Annotated in this window: 16 protein-coding genes; 6 read left to right on the top strand and 10 right to left on the bottom strand. The window is 70.1% G+C overall.

Going from position 1 to position 18623, the window contains the following annotated elements:
* Positions 1–56: 56 nt before the first annotated feature.
* The gene (locus FFS72_RS06480) at positions 57–1184 is read right to left on the bottom strand and encodes an NDMA-dependent alcohol dehydrogenase (protein WP_137873169.1); all 1128 of its coding nucleotides are present in this window, start codon (positions 1182–1184) and stop codon (positions 57–59) included.
* A 232-nt stretch (positions 1185–1416) separates the two neighbouring features.
* On the opposite strand from FFS72_RS06480, the gene FFS72_RS06475 reads away from it, so the two are divergent.
* Entirely contained in the window at positions 1417–2496 is a 1080-nt protein-coding gene (locus tag FFS72_RS06475; protein ID WP_137873168.1) for an AraC family transcriptional regulator, read from the top strand.
* Between the two features lie 111 nt (positions 2497–2607).
* On the opposite strand, the gene FFS72_RS06470 is transcribed toward FFS72_RS06475, so the two are convergent.
* From FFS72_RS06470 to FFS72_RS06455, 4 genes are all read right to left on the bottom strand, one after another.
* Complete coding sequence (locus tag FFS72_RS06470) at positions 2608–3891, bottom strand: uracil-xanthine permease family protein (RefSeq protein ID WP_502704083.1); 1284 nt, start codon at positions 3889–3891, stop codon at positions 2608–2610.
* 44 nt (positions 3892–3935) lie between these two features.
* Entirely contained in the window at positions 3936–5117 is a 1182-nt protein-coding gene (locus tag FFS72_RS06465) for a lipase family protein (protein WP_137873167.1), read from the bottom strand.
* Between the two features lie 78 nt (positions 5118–5195).
* The gene (locus tag FFS72_RS06460; protein WP_137873166.1) at positions 5196–6206 is read right to left on the bottom strand and encodes a PHP domain-containing protein; all 1011 of its coding nucleotides are present in this window, start codon (positions 6204–6206) and stop codon (positions 5196–5198) included.
* Between the two features lie 26 nt (positions 6207–6232).
* Positions 6233–7951 (bottom strand): phosphoenolpyruvate--protein phosphotransferase, encoded by a 1719-nt coding sequence (locus FFS72_RS06455; RefSeq protein ID WP_137873165.1) that lies wholly within the window; start codon positions 7949–7951, stop codon positions 6233–6235.
* Between the two features lie 144 nt (positions 7952–8095).
* On the opposite strand from FFS72_RS06455, the gene FFS72_RS06450 reads away from it, so the two are divergent.
* From FFS72_RS06450 to FFS72_RS06435, 4 genes are read left to right on the top strand one after another with little or no spacing between them, the layout of a single operon-like run.
* On the top strand, positions 8096–8857 hold the full coding sequence (locus FFS72_RS06450) for a DeoR/GlpR family DNA-binding transcription regulator (protein WP_137873164.1): 762 nt from the start codon (positions 8096–8098) through the stop codon (positions 8855–8857).
* Positions 8854–9870, top strand: coding sequence for a 1-phosphofructokinase family hexose kinase (locus FFS72_RS06445; protein WP_137873163.1), 1017 nt, complete (start codon positions 8854–8856; stop codon positions 9868–9870). Before FFS72_RS06450 ends, FFS72_RS06445 begins: the two co-directional genes overlap by 4 nt.
* 9 nt (positions 9871–9879) lie before the next feature.
* Complete coding sequence (locus FFS72_RS06440; protein WP_137873162.1) at positions 9880–11904, top strand: PTS fructose transporter subunit IIABC; 2025 nt, start codon at positions 9880–9882, stop codon at positions 11902–11904.
* 37 nt (positions 11905–11941) lie between these two features.
* Positions 11942–12199: an HPr family phosphocarrier protein gene (locus FFS72_RS06435; RefSeq protein ID WP_050066153.1), complete on the top strand. Its 258-nt coding sequence runs from the start codon at positions 11942–11944 to the stop codon at positions 12197–12199.
* Between the two features lie 33 nt (positions 12200–12232).
* Here the strand turns inward: FFS72_RS06435 and FFS72_RS06430 are convergent, their stop codons facing one another.
* Both FFS72_RS06430 and FFS72_RS06425 read right to left on the bottom strand, forming a co-directional pair.
* A complete protein-coding gene (locus FFS72_RS06430) occupies positions 12233–13561 on the bottom strand; it encodes an alpha/beta hydrolase (protein ID WP_137873161.1) in 1329 nt (442 codons plus the stop codon).
* A gap of 118 nt (positions 13562–13679) precedes the next feature.
* Complete coding sequence (locus tag FFS72_RS06425; protein WP_137873160.1) at positions 13680–14639, bottom strand: siderophore-interacting protein; 960 nt, start codon at positions 14637–14639, stop codon at positions 13680–13682.
* 112 nt (positions 14640–14751) lie between these two features.
* Between FFS72_RS06425 and FFS72_RS06420 the strand changes: the two genes are divergently transcribed.
* Entirely contained in the window at positions 14752–15417 is a 666-nt protein-coding gene (locus tag FFS72_RS06420; protein WP_249353155.1) for a GAP family protein, read from the top strand.
* Positions 15418–15434: 17 nt separating this feature from the next.
* Here the strand turns inward: FFS72_RS06420 and FFS72_RS06415 are convergent, their stop codons facing one another.
* The 3 genes from FFS72_RS06415 to FFS72_RS06405 form a co-directional block, all read right to left on the bottom strand.
* Positions 15435–16379 (bottom strand): hypothetical protein, encoded by a 945-nt coding sequence (locus tag FFS72_RS06415; RefSeq protein WP_137873159.1) that lies wholly within the window; start codon positions 16377–16379, stop codon positions 15435–15437.
* 114 nt (positions 16380–16493) lie between these two features.
* On the bottom strand, positions 16494–17153 hold the full coding sequence (locus FFS72_RS06410; RefSeq protein ID WP_249353154.1) for a pentapeptide repeat-containing protein: 660 nt from the start codon (positions 17151–17153) through the stop codon (positions 16494–16496).
* A gap of 426 nt (positions 17154–17579) precedes the next feature.
* Positions 17580–18620 carry a hypothetical protein gene (locus FFS72_RS06405; protein WP_249353153.1) on the bottom strand — a complete coding sequence of 347 codons (1041 nt, stop codon included), beginning with the start codon at positions 18618–18620 and terminating at the stop codon, positions 17580–17582.
* Positions 18621–18623 lie beyond the last annotated feature (3 nt).

Raw genomic sequence — 18623 nt, 5'->3', positions numbered from 1 at the left:
TCGAATCAGCGGTCGCTGTGGATCGGACCGCTCAGCGGTCGTGTCGATCGGACCGCTCAGCGGTCGGCGTCGGTGTAGACGACGACACCGCGCAGGTTCTTGCCGTCGAACATGTCCTGGTAGCCCTGGTTGATGTCTTCGATGCTGTACCGGGTGGTGACGAGTTCGTCGAGCTTGAGGTGCCCGGAGCGGTAGAGGTCGAGGAGCTTGGGGATCTGGGTGCGGGGGCCGACGCCTCCGAAGATGGCACCCTGCACGCGCTTCTGCAGCAGGGTCAGCTCGAACAGGTTGAGGTCGACGGTGGACTGGGTGGCGTCGCCCATGCCGGTCACGACGACCTGCCCGCCCTTGCCGGTCAGGCTCAGCGCCTGCTGGATGTGCTCGCCCTTGATCTCACCGACAGTGATGATCGTGACGTGTGCCATTTTGCCCCAGGTGAATTCGCCGATCTCGGCGGCGGCTTCCTCGACCGAGGCGTAGGTGTGCGTGGCGCCGAACTCGATGGCCTTCTTTCGCTTGAACTCGACGGGGTCGATGGCGACGACGAAGCGGGCTCCGGCGAACTTGGCGCCCTGCACGGCGTTGATGCCGACGCCTCCGACACCGATGACGACGACCGTGTCGCCGGGGCGGGTGTTGCCGATCTCGGTGGCCGAGCCCCAGCCCGTGGACACGCCGCATCCGAGCAGCGCCGCGGTTTCGAGCGGGATGTCCTTCTCGATCTTCACGACGGACGCCTGGCTCACCGTGACGTAGGGCGCGAAGGTACCGAGCAGGCACATCTGGATGACGGGCCGGCCGTCGCGGGTCACGCGGAACGTCTTGTCGGCGATGGCTTGACCGGTGAGCAGCCCGGCGCCCTCGTCGCACAGGTTCTGCAGCCCGGTGGCGCAGGACGGACAGGTTCCACAGGCCGGGATGAACGCGAGCACAACGTGGTCGCCCTCTTCGAGTCCGGTGACGCCGGGGCCGACCTTGGTGATGACGCCTGCGCCCTCGTGGCCGCCGAGGACGGGCATCAGCGGCACCGGGCTGGCGCCTGCGACCACGTGCGCGTCGGAGTGGCACAGCCCGGAGGCGGCGAGCCGCACCTGAACCTCCCCCGCCACGGGATCACCGAGTTCGACCTCGGTGATCGTCCAGGGTGCACCGATCTCCTCGACAACCGCAGCCTTGACCTTCATGCAACGCCTCCTCGTGTATGCGAGCGGACACAGTCACCACTCGATGTGACATGCCTCACTGTGATCACACGGTAGGGCTCGACCGGGGAATCAACCAGAACCGTCGGGGCCACAACGCAACATTTCCGGCCATCATGACGACGGTCTCGACTGGATCAGCGACCGACGGCGGGAGCCTTCGCCGGACATCGGACTCGTTGACGCGGTCCCGGCGGTCGGTGAAACTGGCCACATGATCCCCGGTGCCGTGGTCCGTCGCGAACTGTCACCGGCGGCGCCTGCGGTGACGGAAGCCTCGAATCGGGTCATTGCCGCCATCACCGATCCATGGGACCACCCGAGGACGATGGTCTCGGTCGCGCTCATGTGCGAGTGGGGCGCGTCCCACGGCATCGAGGTCGAGACGCTGCTGCGTGGGACGCGCATCGACGCAGGTTCGCTGAACGACCCCGAGGGTCTGGTCGGGGCCCGCCAGGAGATGGCCGTCATCCGCAACCTCGTCACCGCGATCGGCCATCGGCCCGGACTCGGCGTCGAACTCGGTTCGCTCTATCACCTGACGGCCTACGGATATCTCGGATATCTGCTCACCGCGTCCGCGACCGCCCGCGACACCGTCGAACGGGGCCTGCACTTCGCGCTCCTCACCTTCGCGTTCACGACGATGACGGCGCGGATCGATTCGGGTGGACGGTACGTGCTGACCCTCGAGGCCGACGACGTGCCCGAGGACGTCAGGGGGTTCGTGCTGGAGCGAGACACGGCTGCCGTCGTGCAGATCCATCGCGAGATCTTTCCCGGTGCCGGCCGCGTGCCGCTCCGCGAGATCCGCCTCGCCACCGGCAATGAGGGGTCGACGGGGGTTTTCGCGGACTTCTTCCAGGTTCCGGTCGTGTTCGGATGCCCAGACACCGAGGTGGTGCTGGACGCCGGGTATCTCGACGAGGTGCCACCGATGGCGAACACCCACACCGCGCAACTTCTCGTCGCACAATGCGAACGAATTCGTGCCGAACGCCTGCACCACACCGGGGTCGCCGCTCGGGTCCGCGCACACCTCCTCGATCGGACGTCACTGGATCTCACACTCGAAGATGTTGCGCTGCAGTTGCATTACGCGCCGCGCACTCTGCGACGCCATCTCGAACACGAAGGCACGACGTTCCGTGAACTGCTCGACGAGGTGCGCCGCAGCGTCGCGGAGAACCTGCTGCTCGACCGGTCGATGTCACGGCACGAGATCGCCCGACGGCTCGGGTACCAGGACTGGTCGAGTGTCGTGCGGGCCACGCGCCGCTGGAAGCGCGAATGACACTGCGCCGCTCGAAAGCGCGAATGACGCTGCGCCACTGGAAGCGCGAATGACACCTCGCCGCTGGAAGCCGGACCGACACCCCGCCGGAAGCGGGGCCGAGCGTCTGCGTCAGCGGCGTAATCCTGCCAGCCATCGCATCAGCGGGTAGCCGACGAGAATGCCGACGGATCCCCATGCGATGCCGCCGAGTTCGACCGATCCGATGGACAGGGTGAGGTCGCCGATGCCCGCGACGATCGCCGCGGCGACGACGGTGAGGTTCACGGGGTCCGTGAAGTCGACCTTCGCGTCGGCCCAGATGCGGACGCCGAGGATGCCGATGAGTCCGTAGAGGACGAGGGTGGCACCGCCGATCACACCGTCGGGAACGGTGAAGACGAGGGCTCCGAATTTCGGGGAGAACGCGAGCACGATCGCGGTCGCGGCGGCGACCCAGTAGGCAGCGGTGGAGTAGACGCGGGTCGCGGCCATGACGCCGATGTTCTCGGCGTAGGTCGTCGTGCCGGAGCCGCCGCCTGCGCCTGCCAGGGTGGTCGCGAGTCCGTCCGCGAACAGCGCGTCGCCCGCGACGGCGTCGAGGTTGCGTCCGGTCATCGCGGACACGGCCTTGACGTGCCCGACGTTCTCGGCGATCAGGACGATGACGACCGGCAGCGTCAGGGCGATCACCGACCAGTTGAACTCGGGGCCACGCAGGTGCGGGACGCCGATCCACGCCGCATCGCGCAGTGCGTCGACGCGGGCGTCGTCGAGACCACCGGTGACGGCCGCGAACACCCAGCCGACGACGACACCGACGAGGATGCCGAGTCGGCCGAGCAGTCCGGGTCCGACCGCGGTGACGACGAGGATCGCGACCAGGGTCACGCCCGCGATCAGTGGTTGCGCTTCGAACGAGCCGACCGCCGCAGGCGCCAGGTTCAGGCCGATGAGCATGACGACGGCGCCGGTGACGACGGGCGGCATCACCGCGTCGAGCACTCGGGCACCCGCCATCCTCACGAGGATGCCGACGAGCATGAGCACGACGCCGACGGACAGCACCGCGCCGAGTTGCGCGGCGGGTCCGTCGGCGGCGGACGCGGTCAGTGGTGCGATGAACGCGAACGACGATCCGAGGTAGCTGGGGACGCGTCCGCGCGTGATGAGCAGGAACAGCACGGTGCCGATGCCGGAGAACAGCAGCGTCGTCGTCACCGGGAACCCGGTGATCGTCGGAACCAGCAGCGTCGCACCGAACATCGCGATCACGTGCTGCATCCCGACGCCGACGGTGCGGGGCCAGCTGAGCCGCTCGTCAGGCGCGACCACGGCACCGTCGGCGATCGTTCTGCCGTTACCGTGCAGGGTCCATCCGAATCCGCCACGCGCGGCGATGTCTCGTTTGGTCACGTGGCAGATCCTAGGACGTCCGGGTGTCCGGACGCGTGCGTCGATCAGCTCCCGGTCGACGGGGCAGGGGTCTGACCGTCGAACAGTTCCCGCACGAACGGCAGGGTGTCGGGCAGTGAGGCGGCCATGGTTCCGCTGTGGTCGGTCGGGTAGGTCTTGAAGGTCACCGGCTCGCCGTTCCGTGCGAGCGTGGACGCGAGGAGAAGCGTCGACGGCATGATGATGTCGGTGTCCTTGAGGCCCTGACCCATGAAGAACGGCTTGTCGTATCCGGTTTCGGGGACACCCATGTAGTCGGCGAGGACGCCCTGGATGTTCGGGATCGTCGACAGCGGCTTCGCGAACAGCGATCCGATGACCAGTCCGCTTGCCGCGCTCTTGAGCTGGTCATAGCACTCGGTCTCGGCCTTGGCGAGCCAACTGCGCCCGCTGTCGTTGAGGAGCGACGGGAGGTCGAGTTCGGGGTGCGCCGCGTTGAGGCCGGCAAGGATGTAGAGCGAGTACACGGTCAGTCCGCCGGGAAGCGCGACGGGCGGGAAGCCCGGACCGGCGAGCGCGACGATGTTCTCGATGTAGGCGGGCACTCCGGTGCCGACGGCCCCGCGGTAGTCGAGGTCGGGTCCGCCGAACTCGGTGGCGTAGCGCGCGGTGGTGATCGCCGCGCCCGCACCCTGCGACTGCCCGATCGCGACCCAGGTGTTCGACAGTGACGGTTCGACAGCCCGCCCGGCCTTGACCATGTCGACGACGTTGTGCGCTTCGGACTTGCCGTCGAGGTAGGCCATGGTGCCGGGGGTACCCAGGCCGGCGTAGTCGCTCGCGACGACGGCGTAGCCCTGGTCGAGCCAGGTGCCGAGGTACGCGAAGTCCCGCTCGCGCGCGCCGGGTCCGACGACGGACGGTGCGCAGCCGTCGCCGAGGCCGACGGTGCCGTGCGCCCAGGACAGGACGGGCCAACCACCTTCGGGTGCCGGACCTTCGGGGACGAAGACGGTGCCGGTGCTCAGCGCGGGCTCGCCCGTGGCTCCGGTGGTCCAGTAGGTGAGCTTCTTCGCGTCCGCGGAGCCGGGGTACCAGAGGTCGCGGGGCAGTGTCTCGCTCGCGGTGACGGTGCCGGGCGCGGCGGATTCGGGTGCCGCGACTGCGGGTGCGGCGCCGAGCAGGACGCCGCCGACGGCCAGGGCGAGGCCGAGCACTCCGGCGCGACGTCGGGTGGATCGGATCACGGGGATTCCTTCGTCGAGATCACACCGGTTCGTGGTCACGGCCGGTGTCGCGACACTACGATTTGATTGACCGTATGGTCAAGCTTCTGTCCAGTCGAGTAGCCGCTCGACCGGCCACGTGTTGACGATCCGTTCCACGGGCACCTCACAGGCCTGCGCCCGCTCGCACCCGTACCCCAGGAAGTCCAGCTGGCCCGGCGCATGCGCATCCGTGTCGATCGAGAACAGGCATCCCCGCTCGAGCGCCATCCGGATCAGCCTCGACGGCGGGTCACGGCGTTCGGGGCGACTGTTGATCTCCACCGCGGTGTCGAACTGCCTGCACGCCTCGAACACCACCTCCGCGTTGAAGTCCGACTCGGGCCTGGTGCCACGGCCACCCTCGACGAGCCTGCCGGTGCAGTGGCCGAGCACGTCGACGACCGGGTTCGCCACCGCCCGGACCATCCGCCGCGTCATCGCGTCGTGATCCATCCGGAGCTTCGAGTGCACGCTGGCGACGACGACGTCCAGTTCGGCCAGAAGCGAGGGATCCTGATCGAGGCTGCCGTCGTCGAGGATGTCGACCTCGATGCCGGTGAGAATGCGGAACGGCGCCAACTCGGCGTTCAGGTCGGCGATGACGCCGAGCTGACGGCGCAGCCGGTCGGCAGACAACCCGTTCGCGACCGTCAAGCGCGGCGAGTGGTCGGTCAGCGCGCAGTACTCGTGACCGATCAGTGCGGCGCGGCGCATCATCTCCTCGATCGGACTGCCGCCGTCGGACCAGTCCGAATGGGTGTGCAGGTCTCCGCGTAGGGCCGCCAGGAGCTCGCGTCCACCCTCGCCGATCTGCTGCGCCGCGTCCTTCACCTCGGACAGGTAGGTGGGCACCTCCCCCGCCCACGCCTGCGCAATCACGGCCGCGGTTTTCGGTCCGATCCCGCTCAGCGCCGTCCACGTGTCGGTGCGGCCGTACCGGTCTCGTTGTTCGGGTGTCAGCCCCTCGACGACGTCGGCGGCGCGGCGGTACGCCTTGACCCGATGTGTCTCCGCCCGACCGCGTTCGAGCCAGAACGCGATCTCCCGCAACGCCTCGACGGGGTCCATTCCCCCATCCTGTTCCATCGGCCCGGCTAGCGCAGGATCTCGGCCGCCCGCTCGCGCGCCGTCGCCGGGTCGGCGGCATCCAGTGCGGCCTGCGCGGCGCGGCGGCACTGGTCCAGATCCACCGCCGCCAGCGCCGATCCGGTGGCCGCGACCGCGGACGCGGCCATCGACAGTGACGTGACGCCGAGACCTGCCAGAACGCAGGCGAGCAGCGGATCGGCGGCCGCCTCACCGCAGACTCCGACACCCTTACCCGCTCGCGCACCGTCGGCCGCGGTCCGCGCGACCAGTGCGAGCACCGCAGGCTGCCACGGATCGGTGAGGCCGGCGAGCGGGGCCGACATCCGATCGGCCGCCATCGTGTACTGGGTGAGGTCGTTGGTCCCGATCGACAGGAAGTCGACGTGTTCGAGTATCCGGTCTGCCAGCAGAGCCGCGGCCGGGACCTCCACCATGACGCCGGGCACGAGACCCCGCGCGCGGGCTGCGGCCGCGAACTCGGCGGCCTCGGCGACCGTGGCGATCATCGGTGCCATCACCAGGACCGTCGCCGTCGACTCCCGAGCCGCGGAGGCGATCGCGTCGAGTTGACGCTCCAGCAGTCCGGGATGGTCGGCCGCGATGCGGTACCCCCGGACGCCGAGCGCCGGGTTGGGTTCGTCCCCGGTCGCGGCGAACCTCATCGGCTTGTCCGATCCGGCGTCGAGGGTGCGGACCACGACCTTGCCCTCCGGGAACGCGTCGAACACCTCCCGATAGATCCGCGTCTGCTCCTCGACGCCCGGCTCGGCGTCCCGGTCGAGGAACGCCAGTTCGGTGCGGAACAGGCCCACCCCCGCGGCCGCGGACCCTTCGGCGGCGGCGCGGGCGCCCGGGCCGTCCTGGACGTTCGCGAGAACCGCCACCGGATGACCGTCGCGGGTGCGTCCGGGACCCGTCCAGGACGCGGTGCGTTGCCGGACCTCCTCGGCACGCGCGACAGCCGACCGGGCCCGGCCGGGTTCGGGGTCCACCTCGACGGTTCCGGCGCTGCCGTCGACGAGAACCTGTGCACCCGAATCGATGTCGTCGAGCCCGGCTACGCCGACGACACACGGGATGCCCAGCTGCCGCGCGATGATCGAGGTGTGGCCGGTGGGTCCGCCCAGGGTGGTGGCGATCGCGACGACGAGCGTCGGGTCGAGGACCGCGGTGTCCGCGGGTGCGAGGTCGCGGGCCACGAGCACCGACGGCTCGGTCGGCGTCGGGACGCCCGGTTCGGGCATCCCGCGCAGTTCGGCGATCACCCGATCGCGAATGTCCTTCAGGTCGGTGACCCGCTCGGCCATGAGTCCGCCGAGCTTGGTGAAGACGGCGGCGAACTGGTCGGTGGCGTCGGTGGCGGCGGATTCGGCGGGCGCGCCCGCGTCGACAAGTGCGGTGGCGGCGCCGAGCCAGCCACGGTCGGTGGCGAGACCTGCGGTGGCCCGGAGGACCTCGGCGCCCGCGCCCTTCACCTCGTTCGCCCGCGCGAGGAGCCTCGAGGACACGGCGTCCGCGGCGTCGAGGAAGCGTTGCTTCTCGGCCGGTCGGTCCTCGGCAGGCAGGTCTGCGCCGCGTGCCGGACGGCGGGGCCGCTCGCCGGGCCGGATCGTCGGGCCGTAGCCGACGCCCGGGACGACAGCGGTACCGGCGAGCACGCGCCCCTCGGCCTGCGCACCTGCTTCCACCTGCACCGAACCGTCTTCCGACCCGATCCCGTCCATGTCCACTCCTCGGCTCCGACTCGCTTCGACTTCCAGATCACCCGACCCGGTCGTATGTGACCAGGATTACTCCAACCCATTGACATGTCAACACACCCAGGCGTAAAACAACATAACCCAACATTCATTCAGACAGGAGGTCACATGTACGCGGAAGAGCGACAGCAGGCGATCGCGGGGCTGATCAGCCAGCGCGGACGGGTGTCGGTCGCCGATCTCGCCGGCACCTACGACGTGACCACCGAAACCGTCCGACGCGACCTGGCCGCACTCGACCGGCTCGGACTGATCCGCCGCGTGCACGGAGGCGCCGTGTCGGCGTCCGCGATCACCCTCGGCGAGAAGGAACTCGGCGAGCGCGAACACAGCAACGCGCCCGCCAAGGACCGGATCGCCGCCGCAGCACTGAAGTACCTGCCGTCGACCGGCGGCAGCATCGTCCTCGACGCCGGAACCACGACGTCGAGGATCGCGGCGCAACTGCCTTCGGATCGTGATCTCACGGTCGTCACCAACTCGATCCCCGTCGCGACGCGCTGCACCGGCCGACACACCCTGCAGATCCTCGGTGGACGCGTCCGCGGCGTCACGCAGGCAGTGGTCGGGGATCAGGCGGTCGCGACGCTGACGTCGTTGCGCGTCGACGTCGCCTTCGTCGGCGCCAACGGCCTCACCGCCGAGCACGGACTGTCCACGCCGGACTTCGACGAGGCCGCCGTGAAGTCCGCGCTCGTCAGGTGCGCCAATCTCGTTGTCGTCGTCGTCGACTCGAGCAAGTTCGGCCGCGAGGATCTCGTCCGTTTCGCCGCCGTCGACGAGATCGACGTACTGGTGACGGACGTCGACCTCGATCCGCTCGCCCGCGCGGCGTTCGAGGACCACGGCGTGGAAGTGGTGCTCGCATGATCGTCACACTCACGGCCAACCCGAGCCTCGACACCACCATCGAACTGGCCGGACGCCTCGAACGCGGCGCCGTGCAGCGCGCCAGGTCCACGACAACCGATCCCGGCGGCAAGGGCGTCAACGTCGCCCGGGTGGTCACGGCTGCGGGCAGCCCCGCACTGGCGATCCTGCCCGCCCGCGACGACGACCCCCTGGTCACGGCACTCGCCGACCGCGGTGTCGCTCACCGACTCGTCTCCACCGGACGCCCCGTCCGGGCCAACGTCACCGTCACCGAACCGGACGGCACCACCACCAAGATCAATCCGCCGGGCTCCACCGTCGACGCCGAACACCTGGCGGCACTCGCCGACCTGGTGTCCCTACACGCGGCGACCGCGGACTGGGTGGCGCTGTGCGGGTCGCTTCCTCCGGGGGCGCCCGACGACTGGTACGCGACGCTCGTGCGGGCGCTGCGGCCGCTGCCGTGCGCCGTCGCGGTCGACACCTCGGACCTGCCGTTGCGAGCGCTCGCCGCGGGCTTCCCCGACACGGCACCCGACCTGATGAAGCCGAACGCGGACGAGCTCGCCCAGCTCACCGGCTGCGACGGCGGCGCACTCGAGGCCGCTGCCGAACAGGGCGACCCGGACCCGACGGTGCGGGCGGCCCGCGCACTCGTCGACCGCGGCGTCGGGACGGTACTCGTCACCCTCGGCGGCGCCGGAGCCGTCCTCGTCACGGCCGACGGTGCGTGGTTCGCCCGGGCACCGCGGATCACTCTCCGGAGCACGGTCGGCGCGGGAGACGCATCACTCGCCGGTTACCTGCTTGCCCGGGTCTCGGGTGAGTCCCCCGATCGCGCACTCCAACTCGCCGTTGCGCACGGTACGGCGGCGGCGGCTCTTCCCGGCACCGCGCTCCCCCGCCCCGATCAGGTCGACCGCGACGCGGTCACCGTGACCGCCCTCGGCGTTCCCGTCGCGGGTATCGCATCATCCACCCCGGTCGCCGACCCGGCCTCCGATCTCTGAGGATCCGACATGTCCACTCCCACTGCAGATTCCCCGGCGATCATCGACGCCGGTCTGATCGACCTCGATGCCGACCTGGGCTCCGAGTCGGCCGACGTGATCGGCGCATTGGCGGGCAGGCTCGCCGCCGAGGGACGCGCGACCGACGCCACCGCGCTGCGCGATGCGGCACTGGCCCGCGAAGCGCAATCCGCGACCGGCCTTCCCGGCGGAATCGCGATCCCGCACTGCCGGTCCGCGGCCGTCACCACCGCGTCCCTCGGGTTCGCGAGGCTGCAGCCGAAGGTCGACTTCGGCGCCCCCGACGGTCCCGCCGACCTGGTGTTCCTCATCGCCGCTCCCGAGGGCGCGGGCGCCGAACACATGAAACTGCTGTCCGGACTTGCCCGTTCGCTCGTCAAACCCGACTTCGTCGCCGCGCTGCGAGCGGCTCCGGACGCCGACGCCGTCGTCGTGCTGGTTCACGAGGCACTCGGACTCGAGGTCCCGGGCGGGCCGGCCACCGAGACGCCCGCACCTCCGGCACCCGCGGAACCCGAGCAGGCCGAGGCGCCCGGGCGCTACATCGTCGCCGTCACGGCCTGCCCGACCGGCATCGCGCACACCTACATGGCCGCCGACTCCCTCGTCGCCGCCGGCGAGCGAGCGTCGGTTCCGGTACGCGTCGAGACCCAGGGATCGAGCGGCGGCACCGCACTGAGCCCGGACGTGATCGCCGGGGCGTCGGCCGTCATCTTCGCCACCGACGTCGGGGTCAAGGGCCGCGAACGATTCGCGGGCAAACCCGTCGTCGCGTCCGGCGTCAAGCGGGCGATCAACGAGCCGGACGCGATGCTCGCCGAGGCACTGCGCGCATCCGAGAACCCCTCCGCGGCAACGGTCTCCGGGTCGGTCGAGGGCTCAGACGCCGATGCCGGGACCGGTGACGTCGGCTGGGGCACACGACTGCGGCAGATCCTGTTGACCGGCGTCAGCTACATGATCCCGTTCGTCGCGGCGGGCGGCCTGCTGATCGCGCTCGGCTTCCTGTTCGGCGGCTACGAGATCGGCGACAGCGCCAAGGACATCGTCCTCGACAACTCCCTGTGGAACCTGCCCGACGGCGGATTCACCGCGTACCTGGGCGCCGTCCTGTTCCAGATCGGGTCGCTCGCCTTCGCGTTCCTGGTGCCTGCGCTGGCCGGCTACATCGCGTTCGCGATCGCGGACCGGCCCGGTCTCGCACCGGGATTCACCGCAGGCGCGGTCGCGGTGTTCGTGGGCGCCGGATTCATCGGCGGTCTCGTGGGCGGCATCATCGCCGGTTTCGCGGCACTGTGGATCGGCCGCATGCCGGTGCCCGCGGTCCTGCGCGGCCTGATGCCGGTCGTGGTCATCCCGCTGTTCGCGACGCTGGTCGTCGGCGCGCTGATGTTCATGGTGCTCGGTCGTCCGCTCGCCTCGGTCACGACCGGCCTCACCAACTGGCTCGGCGGCCTGTCCGGCGGTTCCGCAGTGATCCTCGGCATCATCCTCGGCCTGATGATGTGCTTCGACCTCGGCGGCCCCGTGAACAAGGCGGCATACGCCTTCGCGGTCGCGGGGTTGAATGTGAACGACCCGGCGACCCTGCGGATCATGGCCGCGGTCATGGCAGCAGGCATGGTTCCCCCGCTCGCGATGGCACTCGCGTCGACCGTTCGGCCTGGACTGTTCAGCGAGGCCGAGCGCGAGAACGGCAAGGCCGCCTGGTTCCTGGGCGCCGCGTTCATCTCGGAGGGCGCCATCCCGTTCGCGGCGGCCGACCCGCTGCGCGTGATCCCGTCGATGATGGCGGGCGGGGCCGTGACGGGTGCGCTGATCATGGCTACCGGCGTCACCCTCAGCGCCCCGCACGGCGGCATCTTCGTCTTCTTCGCGATCGGCGGAATCGGCTGGTTCCTCGTCTCCCTCGCCGCCGGAACCGTCGTCTCGGCGTTGGCAGTCGTCACCGCGAAACAGTTCACCCGTCGTGGTTCGTCCGAGGAGGTCGACCTGACCCCCGTGACCGTCTGATCCCACTCCAGAGATTCACACCCTGAAAGGACGTCTCATGCCCAGCATCACCGTCGCCGTCGGATCGTCGATCGGCCTGCACGCCCGCCCCGCCGCCGTCATCGCGGACGCCGTCGCCGCCGCGGGTGTCCCCGTCACGCTCGCCGTCGAGGGAGCCGATCCGGTCGACGCCGGCTCGGCACTCATGATCATGACCCTCGGCGCCACCAAGGGCGTCGAGGTGACCGTGTCGAGTGAGGATCAGCCCACGCTGGACAAGGTCGCCGAACTCGTGGCGGCCGACCTCGACGCCTGAGGTACCGACACACGAGGTGCCCAGGACGTACGGCTAGGGTGCGAGCAGTCCGGTGCGGGTGGCGATCCAGCCGAGTTCACCCGCGAACGCCGGGCCCCACACCTGTCCGCTGTGTGCGCCCGGCAGGTCGTAGTACCGCACGTCCAGACCCGCGGCGGCCGCGGCCGCGTACATCCGCCGCTGCTGCGGGCGGTACACCTCGTCGTCCTCGCCCGCGACGAACACCCCCGACACGTCCGGCCTGGCTCCGGCATCGAGTTCGGCACGAGCACTGACCGCGGCGAAGGCCGCCTCGTCGCCGTCGAACGTCGCCGCGACCGTTCCGTCGTGGTCCCCGACCGACGGTTCGTCCTGACCGGAGATGTCCAGGAACGTCGGGTAGGCATCGGGACGGTTGACGGCCAACTGCACCGCGCAGGTGCCGCCGTAGGAGTAGCCGCCGATCGCCCACGCCCTGGCGGCGGTGTTCACCTGCAGATGCCCGGCGACCCAGTCCGGGACATCCTCTGCCAGATAGGTTTCCACGTTCCCGAGCCGGGAGTCCAGGCACAGCGGAAGCGCGTCGTCGGCACCGAGCGCGTCCGGTACCACGACGACCGGGGCCAGACCGTCGTGTGCCGCGGCGAACGCGGAGACCGTGCTCGCGAGCCCGACGCCGAGCCAGTCGTCGGGCCGGCCCGGGTTGCCCGCGACGAGAACCACCACCGGCAGCAGCGGGCGCGGAGTGTCGAGGTAGGCGGGCGGCAGGTACACCAACGCCGGCCGGGCGGCGAAACCCGAACGCAGTCCGGGGATCTGCGCGTGGGTGACGATCCCGTCGCGCACCGACCGCAGCGGCCGCCGCCACGCCCCTTCCACGGGGGTCCCCGCCTGCACGCGGGACTGCGGCCCCGGGACGTCCGCGAAGTCGACGAACCGGACGCCAGGGGCAGGCCCGTGCCCGAGCAGCGATCCGGCGGTCGGGAAGCGGTCGACGTCGCGGTTGACCGCGACGACCGCCGTCACCGACAGCGCGGCGGCCGCGACAACCGCGGTCATCGCCGTCCCGACCGCGGGACGGTGTCCGTTCGCCGCGGCACCAGCAAGGCACCACCCGGTGACAGCAACGAAGACGGCCACCGCGATCTCCCCGGTCACCTGCGGTGGCAGCGGACGCAACACGACCCACGAGACGAGGGCAACTCCCCCGGTCAGCGCGGCAGCGAGACCGGTCGACCACAGGGAACGCCGGCACGATCGCAGCGCGAGCGCGACGAGAACGATCGACGCACACACGCCGACGACCACGATCCCGGTCGTGGCGACCGGCCCGACGAGCGACAGCCGCGACAGCGACCTGAGTACGTCGTGAGCACCGGGCATCGCGCCAGTATCTGTCGGTCATCGACCGAAATCGAATCGGACAGAGGACGATTCGGACAGCCCGGGCGAACCGCCCAAGGTTTGCCGGCTGCCGGTGCACCCAGGGTTTTCCGTGTGCTCAGCCGGTCCGTTCGGCGACCCCCTGACGCCAGTACCCCATGAAGGCGACTCGCCTGCGATCCACGCCCCAATCGGTGACGAGGAGTCGGCGGAGCTGCTTGATGACCGCCGACTCACCCGCGAGCCAGGCGTAGAACTCGCCGGTCGACTCGGGTTCGGGTGAATCCCACAGGATCTGCGTGTCGACGTCGATGTCGTCCAGTTCCTGCACGGTGTCGGCGTGTGCCGCGTCGACCACGGAGCGATCCGCGCGGCGCCACTCGTGCAGCGCCGGGACGAGAAGCGACCCGACCGGTGCACCGTCGCGGGGCAACCAGCGGACGTCGACGTCCGCCACGCTGTCGACGGGGATCACGTCACCGCGGTCGGGCACCTCGATCAGGGCCGTCGCCCGGCACGGCGCGGGCAGCCGTTCGAGGATGCCCGTGATGGCGGGCGCTGCCGTCTCGTCACCCAGCAGCAGCAACTCGGTGGCGTTGCCCGGCTTCCAGTCCATCCCGGTGTCGGAGTGCTCGCTGCGCGCATCGGGGCCGACGATGACGACGGCATCGCCGGGCATCGCGGTGTGCAGCCAGGCGGAGCCGGGCCCGGACGGGTGTCCGTCCTCCGTGTGGGTGACGAAGTCGATGTCGACGCGACGCGACGCGGTGTCGACGGCGCGCACGGTGTAGGTACGGAACGGACTGCGCCTGTCGTCGGGCAGTGCTCGCCATCGCGCGTACCACTCGCCGCGCAGGATCGCGTCCTCGTCGTCGACTCCGAGGTCGGCGTAGCACCGGTCGTCCTTCGGAAACACCACCTTCACGCGCTGGTCGCGGGCGTGGTCCGCGAAGTGCTCGAACCCCGGACCGGTGAAGCTGACGCGGACGAAGGTGGGACTCAGCCGCCGCACGGCGGTGACCGTCGCCCGATAGGGGCGGTAGCCGGGCCGGTTGACGACGGCACTCGCGTCAGACATCGAACTCCTTCTGCACCGCTTGCGCTCACGGGAACGAACGCTGACCAGAGTGCCTCATCCACGCACGGCACCACTAATCTTCGTCGGTGACCGAAACTCCTGGACGTGCCTCGTGACGAACGCGATCGGGCTGTCACTGCCGATCGCCGTCGGCCTGGCGCTCGCCGCGATGCCGATCGTGATGTTGTCGGTGCTCCTGGTCTCCGCTCGGCCGGTCCGGGTGTCGTGTGCGTTCGTCGGCGGCTGGGTCTGCGGCCTCGTCGCGGCGGGTGCCGTCGTGTTGACCGTCGTCGACGTCATCGCGTTCACGACCGAACCCACCTGGTGGGTGGGCGCACTGAAGCTCACCCTCGGAATCGCGCTCGTCGTCATCGCGGTCCGGAAGTGGCGCGCACGACCTCGCGCCGGGGAGGAGGTCACCCTCCCGCGGTGGATGGCGGCCGCACGCACCATGACGGCGGGACCGGCACTGCGCCTCGGGTTCCTGCTCGCGGCGGCGAGTCCGAAGAACCTCGCTCTGGTCGCGGCGGGAGCGACGGTCATCGCCGATGCGACGCCGCGGGTGCACGAGCAGGTCGTGGCGTTGCTCGTCTTCGCTGTCGTGGCGAGTCTCGGCGTCGCCGCACCGGTAGCCGTCCGGATCGCGTTCCCGGACCGGGCGGAACGCGTGTTGGGCGCGACGGGCGAATGGATGACCCGCCACAACGCCGCGATCATGGCGGCTGTCCTGCTCGCGCTGGGAGTGGTCCTGATCGGGAACGGTGCCGCCACGCTCTAGGCATGCCTTCCGGCGGGCTAGGACACGAGCGCAGTCGCGCCCCGCAGGATCTGGATGGGCTGCAGCGCACCACCCGCGGACTCGGATGCGCTGAGCAGGTCACCGGCCGGGGTGAAGGCGATGGCCTCCCCCTGGGGCTGGTTCGGCATCGGCACCCGAACCGGGGTCGATCCGGTCAGCGCGGCCACGACGTCACCGTCCGGGGCCCCGAACAGGTAGACGTCGGTGTAGGTCCGCAGCGCGACGACGCGGCCGTCGGCACTGACCGCGCCCCCGGTCACGAGAGTCGAGCCGGCAATCGGCACCGGACCGCCCGGAGTGTCGGTCGGACCGAGCCGGACCTGCCCGGCACGACGCAACACCGTCGGGCCGGCGGGAAGATCGCCGACCGCCTGATCCGCCGTGTAGATCCCCGCCGCGAGGAGGACCTCCTTCGTGACGATCACCGGCCGCCCGTCCGCACCGACGAGCAGCGCCTCGGCGTCGTGGGCGCCGTCCGGGTAGGTCAGTGTGCGACTCCCGCCCCCACCGGTGCCGGGGTCCATCGAGGTCAGCGCGACCGACGGCCGAACCCGGTTGTTGTCGCCGGTGTCCGAGAGCCACAGCCTGCCACCGGACAGTGCGAGATCCTCCACATCGACAGGGGCGCCGGGCACCGGCAGCGATTCGGTGACCGCGCAGTCGGCGCCGAGCACCCAGAGAGTGCGGTCGGTTCCGCTGTCCCCGATCGCGAACATCCTGGATCCGTCCGACGCCAGTCCGGAGATCTCGGCGAGTCCGGATTCCGTCGGTGTGCAGAGCGTTTCGAAACTCGCGTCCACGGCATCGGATCCACTCGCCGAACCGCTCGACCCGACCGATCCCTGTGCGAATGCAGGTGCCGCCGTGAGGATCGACGACCCGACGACGGTCATCGCGAGGACGGCCCAGCGGCGCAGCGCAGGCGTGGTCGATCCGGTCATCGTCGGGGACTCCTCTGCCGTGGGCGGCGCGCACCGCGCCTCTGCCCGGACAGTCTGCCTTCCGGCTCGTGTGACGACCCGGGAATTCGATGATTCGCATGGATACCCCGCCACTCACCAGTGGAATGGAGCAGACACCGCCGCGGGAAGCCGCGTGTGCGCGTCACCCCGCGCGGCCGCGATCTGGGGTTGCGTCAGATACAACGAGGCAGACAGGTCGGCGCCGGCCATCCGCGCGTCGCGTAGGTCCGCGCCGAGCAGGTCGACCGCGGTGAGATCGCTTTCGCGGAGGTCGGCACCGATGAGAACCGCGCCGCGCAGGTCGGCGCCGCACAGCCGGGTGCGACGCAGGTCGCATCCGGCGAGGTCGGCGCCGGGCCCGATTCGCGGATCGAGACCGCCGTCGTCGGCGAAGTACGAACCGCGGACCTCCGCACTGACCTCGACGAGGAGCGTCCGCACCGACGCGTGCACGCTGCCCATGTCGGCCGACCGCAGGTGCTCCACATTTCCGCGCGACAACGATTCGAGCGATTCCGTGAGGTCACGCACCTGCTGCCGGATGCCTGCGTCGTACGTTCGCTCCTGAGCCTCGGCGAGGTACCAGATCATCTCGTGCACCTGCTTCAGGACGCCGAACGCCGCGAACATGCGGTGTCGGGTGTCGGGGCGTTCCCGCCAGCTCACCCCCGAGAACAGTCGCTGCGAGACGGCCTGTCCCGCGCCGAAGCAGTCGAAGGCGGTGCATCCGCGAAATCCCCTGTCGCGCAGCACGGTATGGATGGTGCACGAATGCCGCTCGTCGAGGTGGCGGCACGGTGATCCTGCGGGTTTGTCCTCCGCGAAATCTGCCGATCGCGCGAAGCCGAATGCCGTACAGCACAGAGCGAAACAGCGGTCGCAGTCGGCGCGGAGCGCACTGCGCCGAAGGGACGGGTTTGTCGATGAGGTGACCACGTGATCTCCACGAGTTGATTCCGATGTAGGCGGAAGCCGGGGAACCCGACGACGGGTTCCCCCTCGAGGCGCACGGAATCACCGCCGCGCGCAGGCGCGGCTGACGGGTAGCGCGAAGGGTCTGGGTCACAGACGCGATGTGATGGTCACTGCCACGCAACCTACCAGGAGGTTCAAAGTGCAGTTCCGAGGAGGTGTGACGGCCACACCCTGCCCGGCGCGACAAGCCGGCCCGTGGGTACGTCAGTCCCGACGGCGCCGCACCAGGAGCAGCACTCCACCCAGCACGACCGCAACTCCTGCCGCCACCACGACAGCGCTGGTGACGTCGATCTGGATGGCGACGGACGAGGCGCCCTCGCCGTCGGGCATCGGTACGAGATCCGTTGCACCGCGGACGATCCGGATCGGCGCCAACGCACCCCCGTTGGACTCCGAGGCCGTCAGCAGGTCGCCGGTGTCGGTGAACGCGATGGCCTCGCCCTGCGGTTCGTTCGGCAGCGGGACCCGGATCGGTGTCGACTCGGTGAGCGCCGCCACGACGTCACCGTCGGGTGCCGCGAACAGGTAGGCGTCGGTGTAGGTGCGCAGCGCGACGACCCGGCCGTCGACGCTGACGGCTCCGCCCGTCACGAGAGACGAACCGACGGTCGGGAGTGGCCCGCCCGGGGTGTCCGTCGGACCGACGCCGATCGCGCCCGCTCGCCGCAACGGAGTCGGCCCCGGGCTCGGCAGATCGTCCACCGGAACGTCGGACACGTAGATGCCGGATTCCCCGAGAACGGTTTTCGAGACGATCACCGGACGTCCGTCGGCACCGATGAGCAACGCCTCGGCGTCCTGCGCGGTGTCGGGATAGGTCAGGCGGTGCAGTCCGCCTGCGCCCGACCCGGCATCCATCGACGTCAACGCGACCGTCTCCCGCCGATGATCGTTGTCGCCGGTGTCCGAGAGCCACAGCCCGCCGTCATGGACGGCGAGGTCTTCGACGTCGTACGAGTCGACCGGCACTGGCAGTGTCCCCGTCACCGCGCAGTCCCGATCGAGCACCCACACCGTCTGGTCGGCGCCGCTGTCGCCGATCGCGAAGATCCGGTCGCCGTCCACCGCCAGCCCCGACACCTCCGCGAGGCCCGGTTCGGTTGGCGTACACAGCGTCTCGATCTGGGCCTCGACCACGACCGGTGTCGACTCCTGCGCACCCGCGGGCGCTGCCCCGAGGACGGAAACCCCGACCGCGGCGATCGCCCCCACGGTGCGACGCCGCACCCCTCCCCCTGTCACCAA

This window comes from Rhodococcus sp. Q (assembly GCF_005503035.1).
Taxonomy (GTDB): domain Bacteria; phylum Actinomycetota; class Actinomycetes; order Mycobacteriales; family Mycobacteriaceae; genus Rhodococcus_G.
Note: the sequence above shows the minus strand (reverse complement) of the source record. Positions and strands in the feature narration are given on the sequence as shown.

Bases quoted from the DNA above. Each gene is read 5' to 3' on its own strand.
- FFS72_RS06480 (WP_137873169.1), bottom strand. From the start codon at position 1,184: ATGAAGGTCAAGGCTGCGGTTGTCGAGGAGATCGGTGCACCCTGGACG.
- FFS72_RS06475 (WP_137873168.1), top strand. From the start codon at position 1,417: ATGATCCCCGGTGCCGTGGTCCGTCGCGAACTGTCACCGGCGGCGCCT.
- FFS72_RS06460 (WP_137873166.1), bottom strand. From the start codon at position 6,206: ATGGACCCCGTCGAGGCGTTGCGGGAGATCGCGTTCTGGCTCGAACGC.
- FFS72_RS06455 (WP_137873165.1), bottom strand. From the start codon at position 7,951: ATGGACGGGATCGGGTCGGAAGACGGTTCGGTGCAGGTGGAAGCAGGT.
- FFS72_RS06450 (WP_137873164.1), top strand. From the start codon at position 8,096: ATGTACGCGGAAGAGCGACAGCAGGCGATCGCGGGGCTGATCAGCCAG.
- FFS72_RS06445 (WP_137873163.1), top strand. From the start codon at position 8,854: ATGATCGTCACACTCACGGCCAACCCGAGCCTCGACACCACCATCGAA.
- FFS72_RS06440 (WP_137873162.1), top strand. From the start codon at position 9,880: ATGTCCACTCCCACTGCAGATTCCCCGGCGATCATCGACGCCGGTCTG.
- FFS72_RS06435 (WP_050066153.1), top strand. From the start codon at position 11,942: ATGCCCAGCATCACCGTCGCCGTCGGATCGTCGATCGGCCTGCACGCC.
- FFS72_RS06430 (WP_137873161.1), bottom strand. From the start codon at position 13,561: ATGCCCGGTGCTCACGACGTACTCAGGTCGCTGTCGCGGCTGTCGCTC.
- FFS72_RS06425 (WP_137873160.1), bottom strand. From the start codon at position 14,639: ATGTCTGACGCGAGTGCCGTCGTCAACCGGCCCGGCTACCGCCCCTAT.
- FFS72_RS06415 (WP_137873159.1), bottom strand. From the start codon at position 16,379: ATGACCGGATCGACCACGCCTGCGCTGCGCCGCTGGGCCGTCCTCGCG.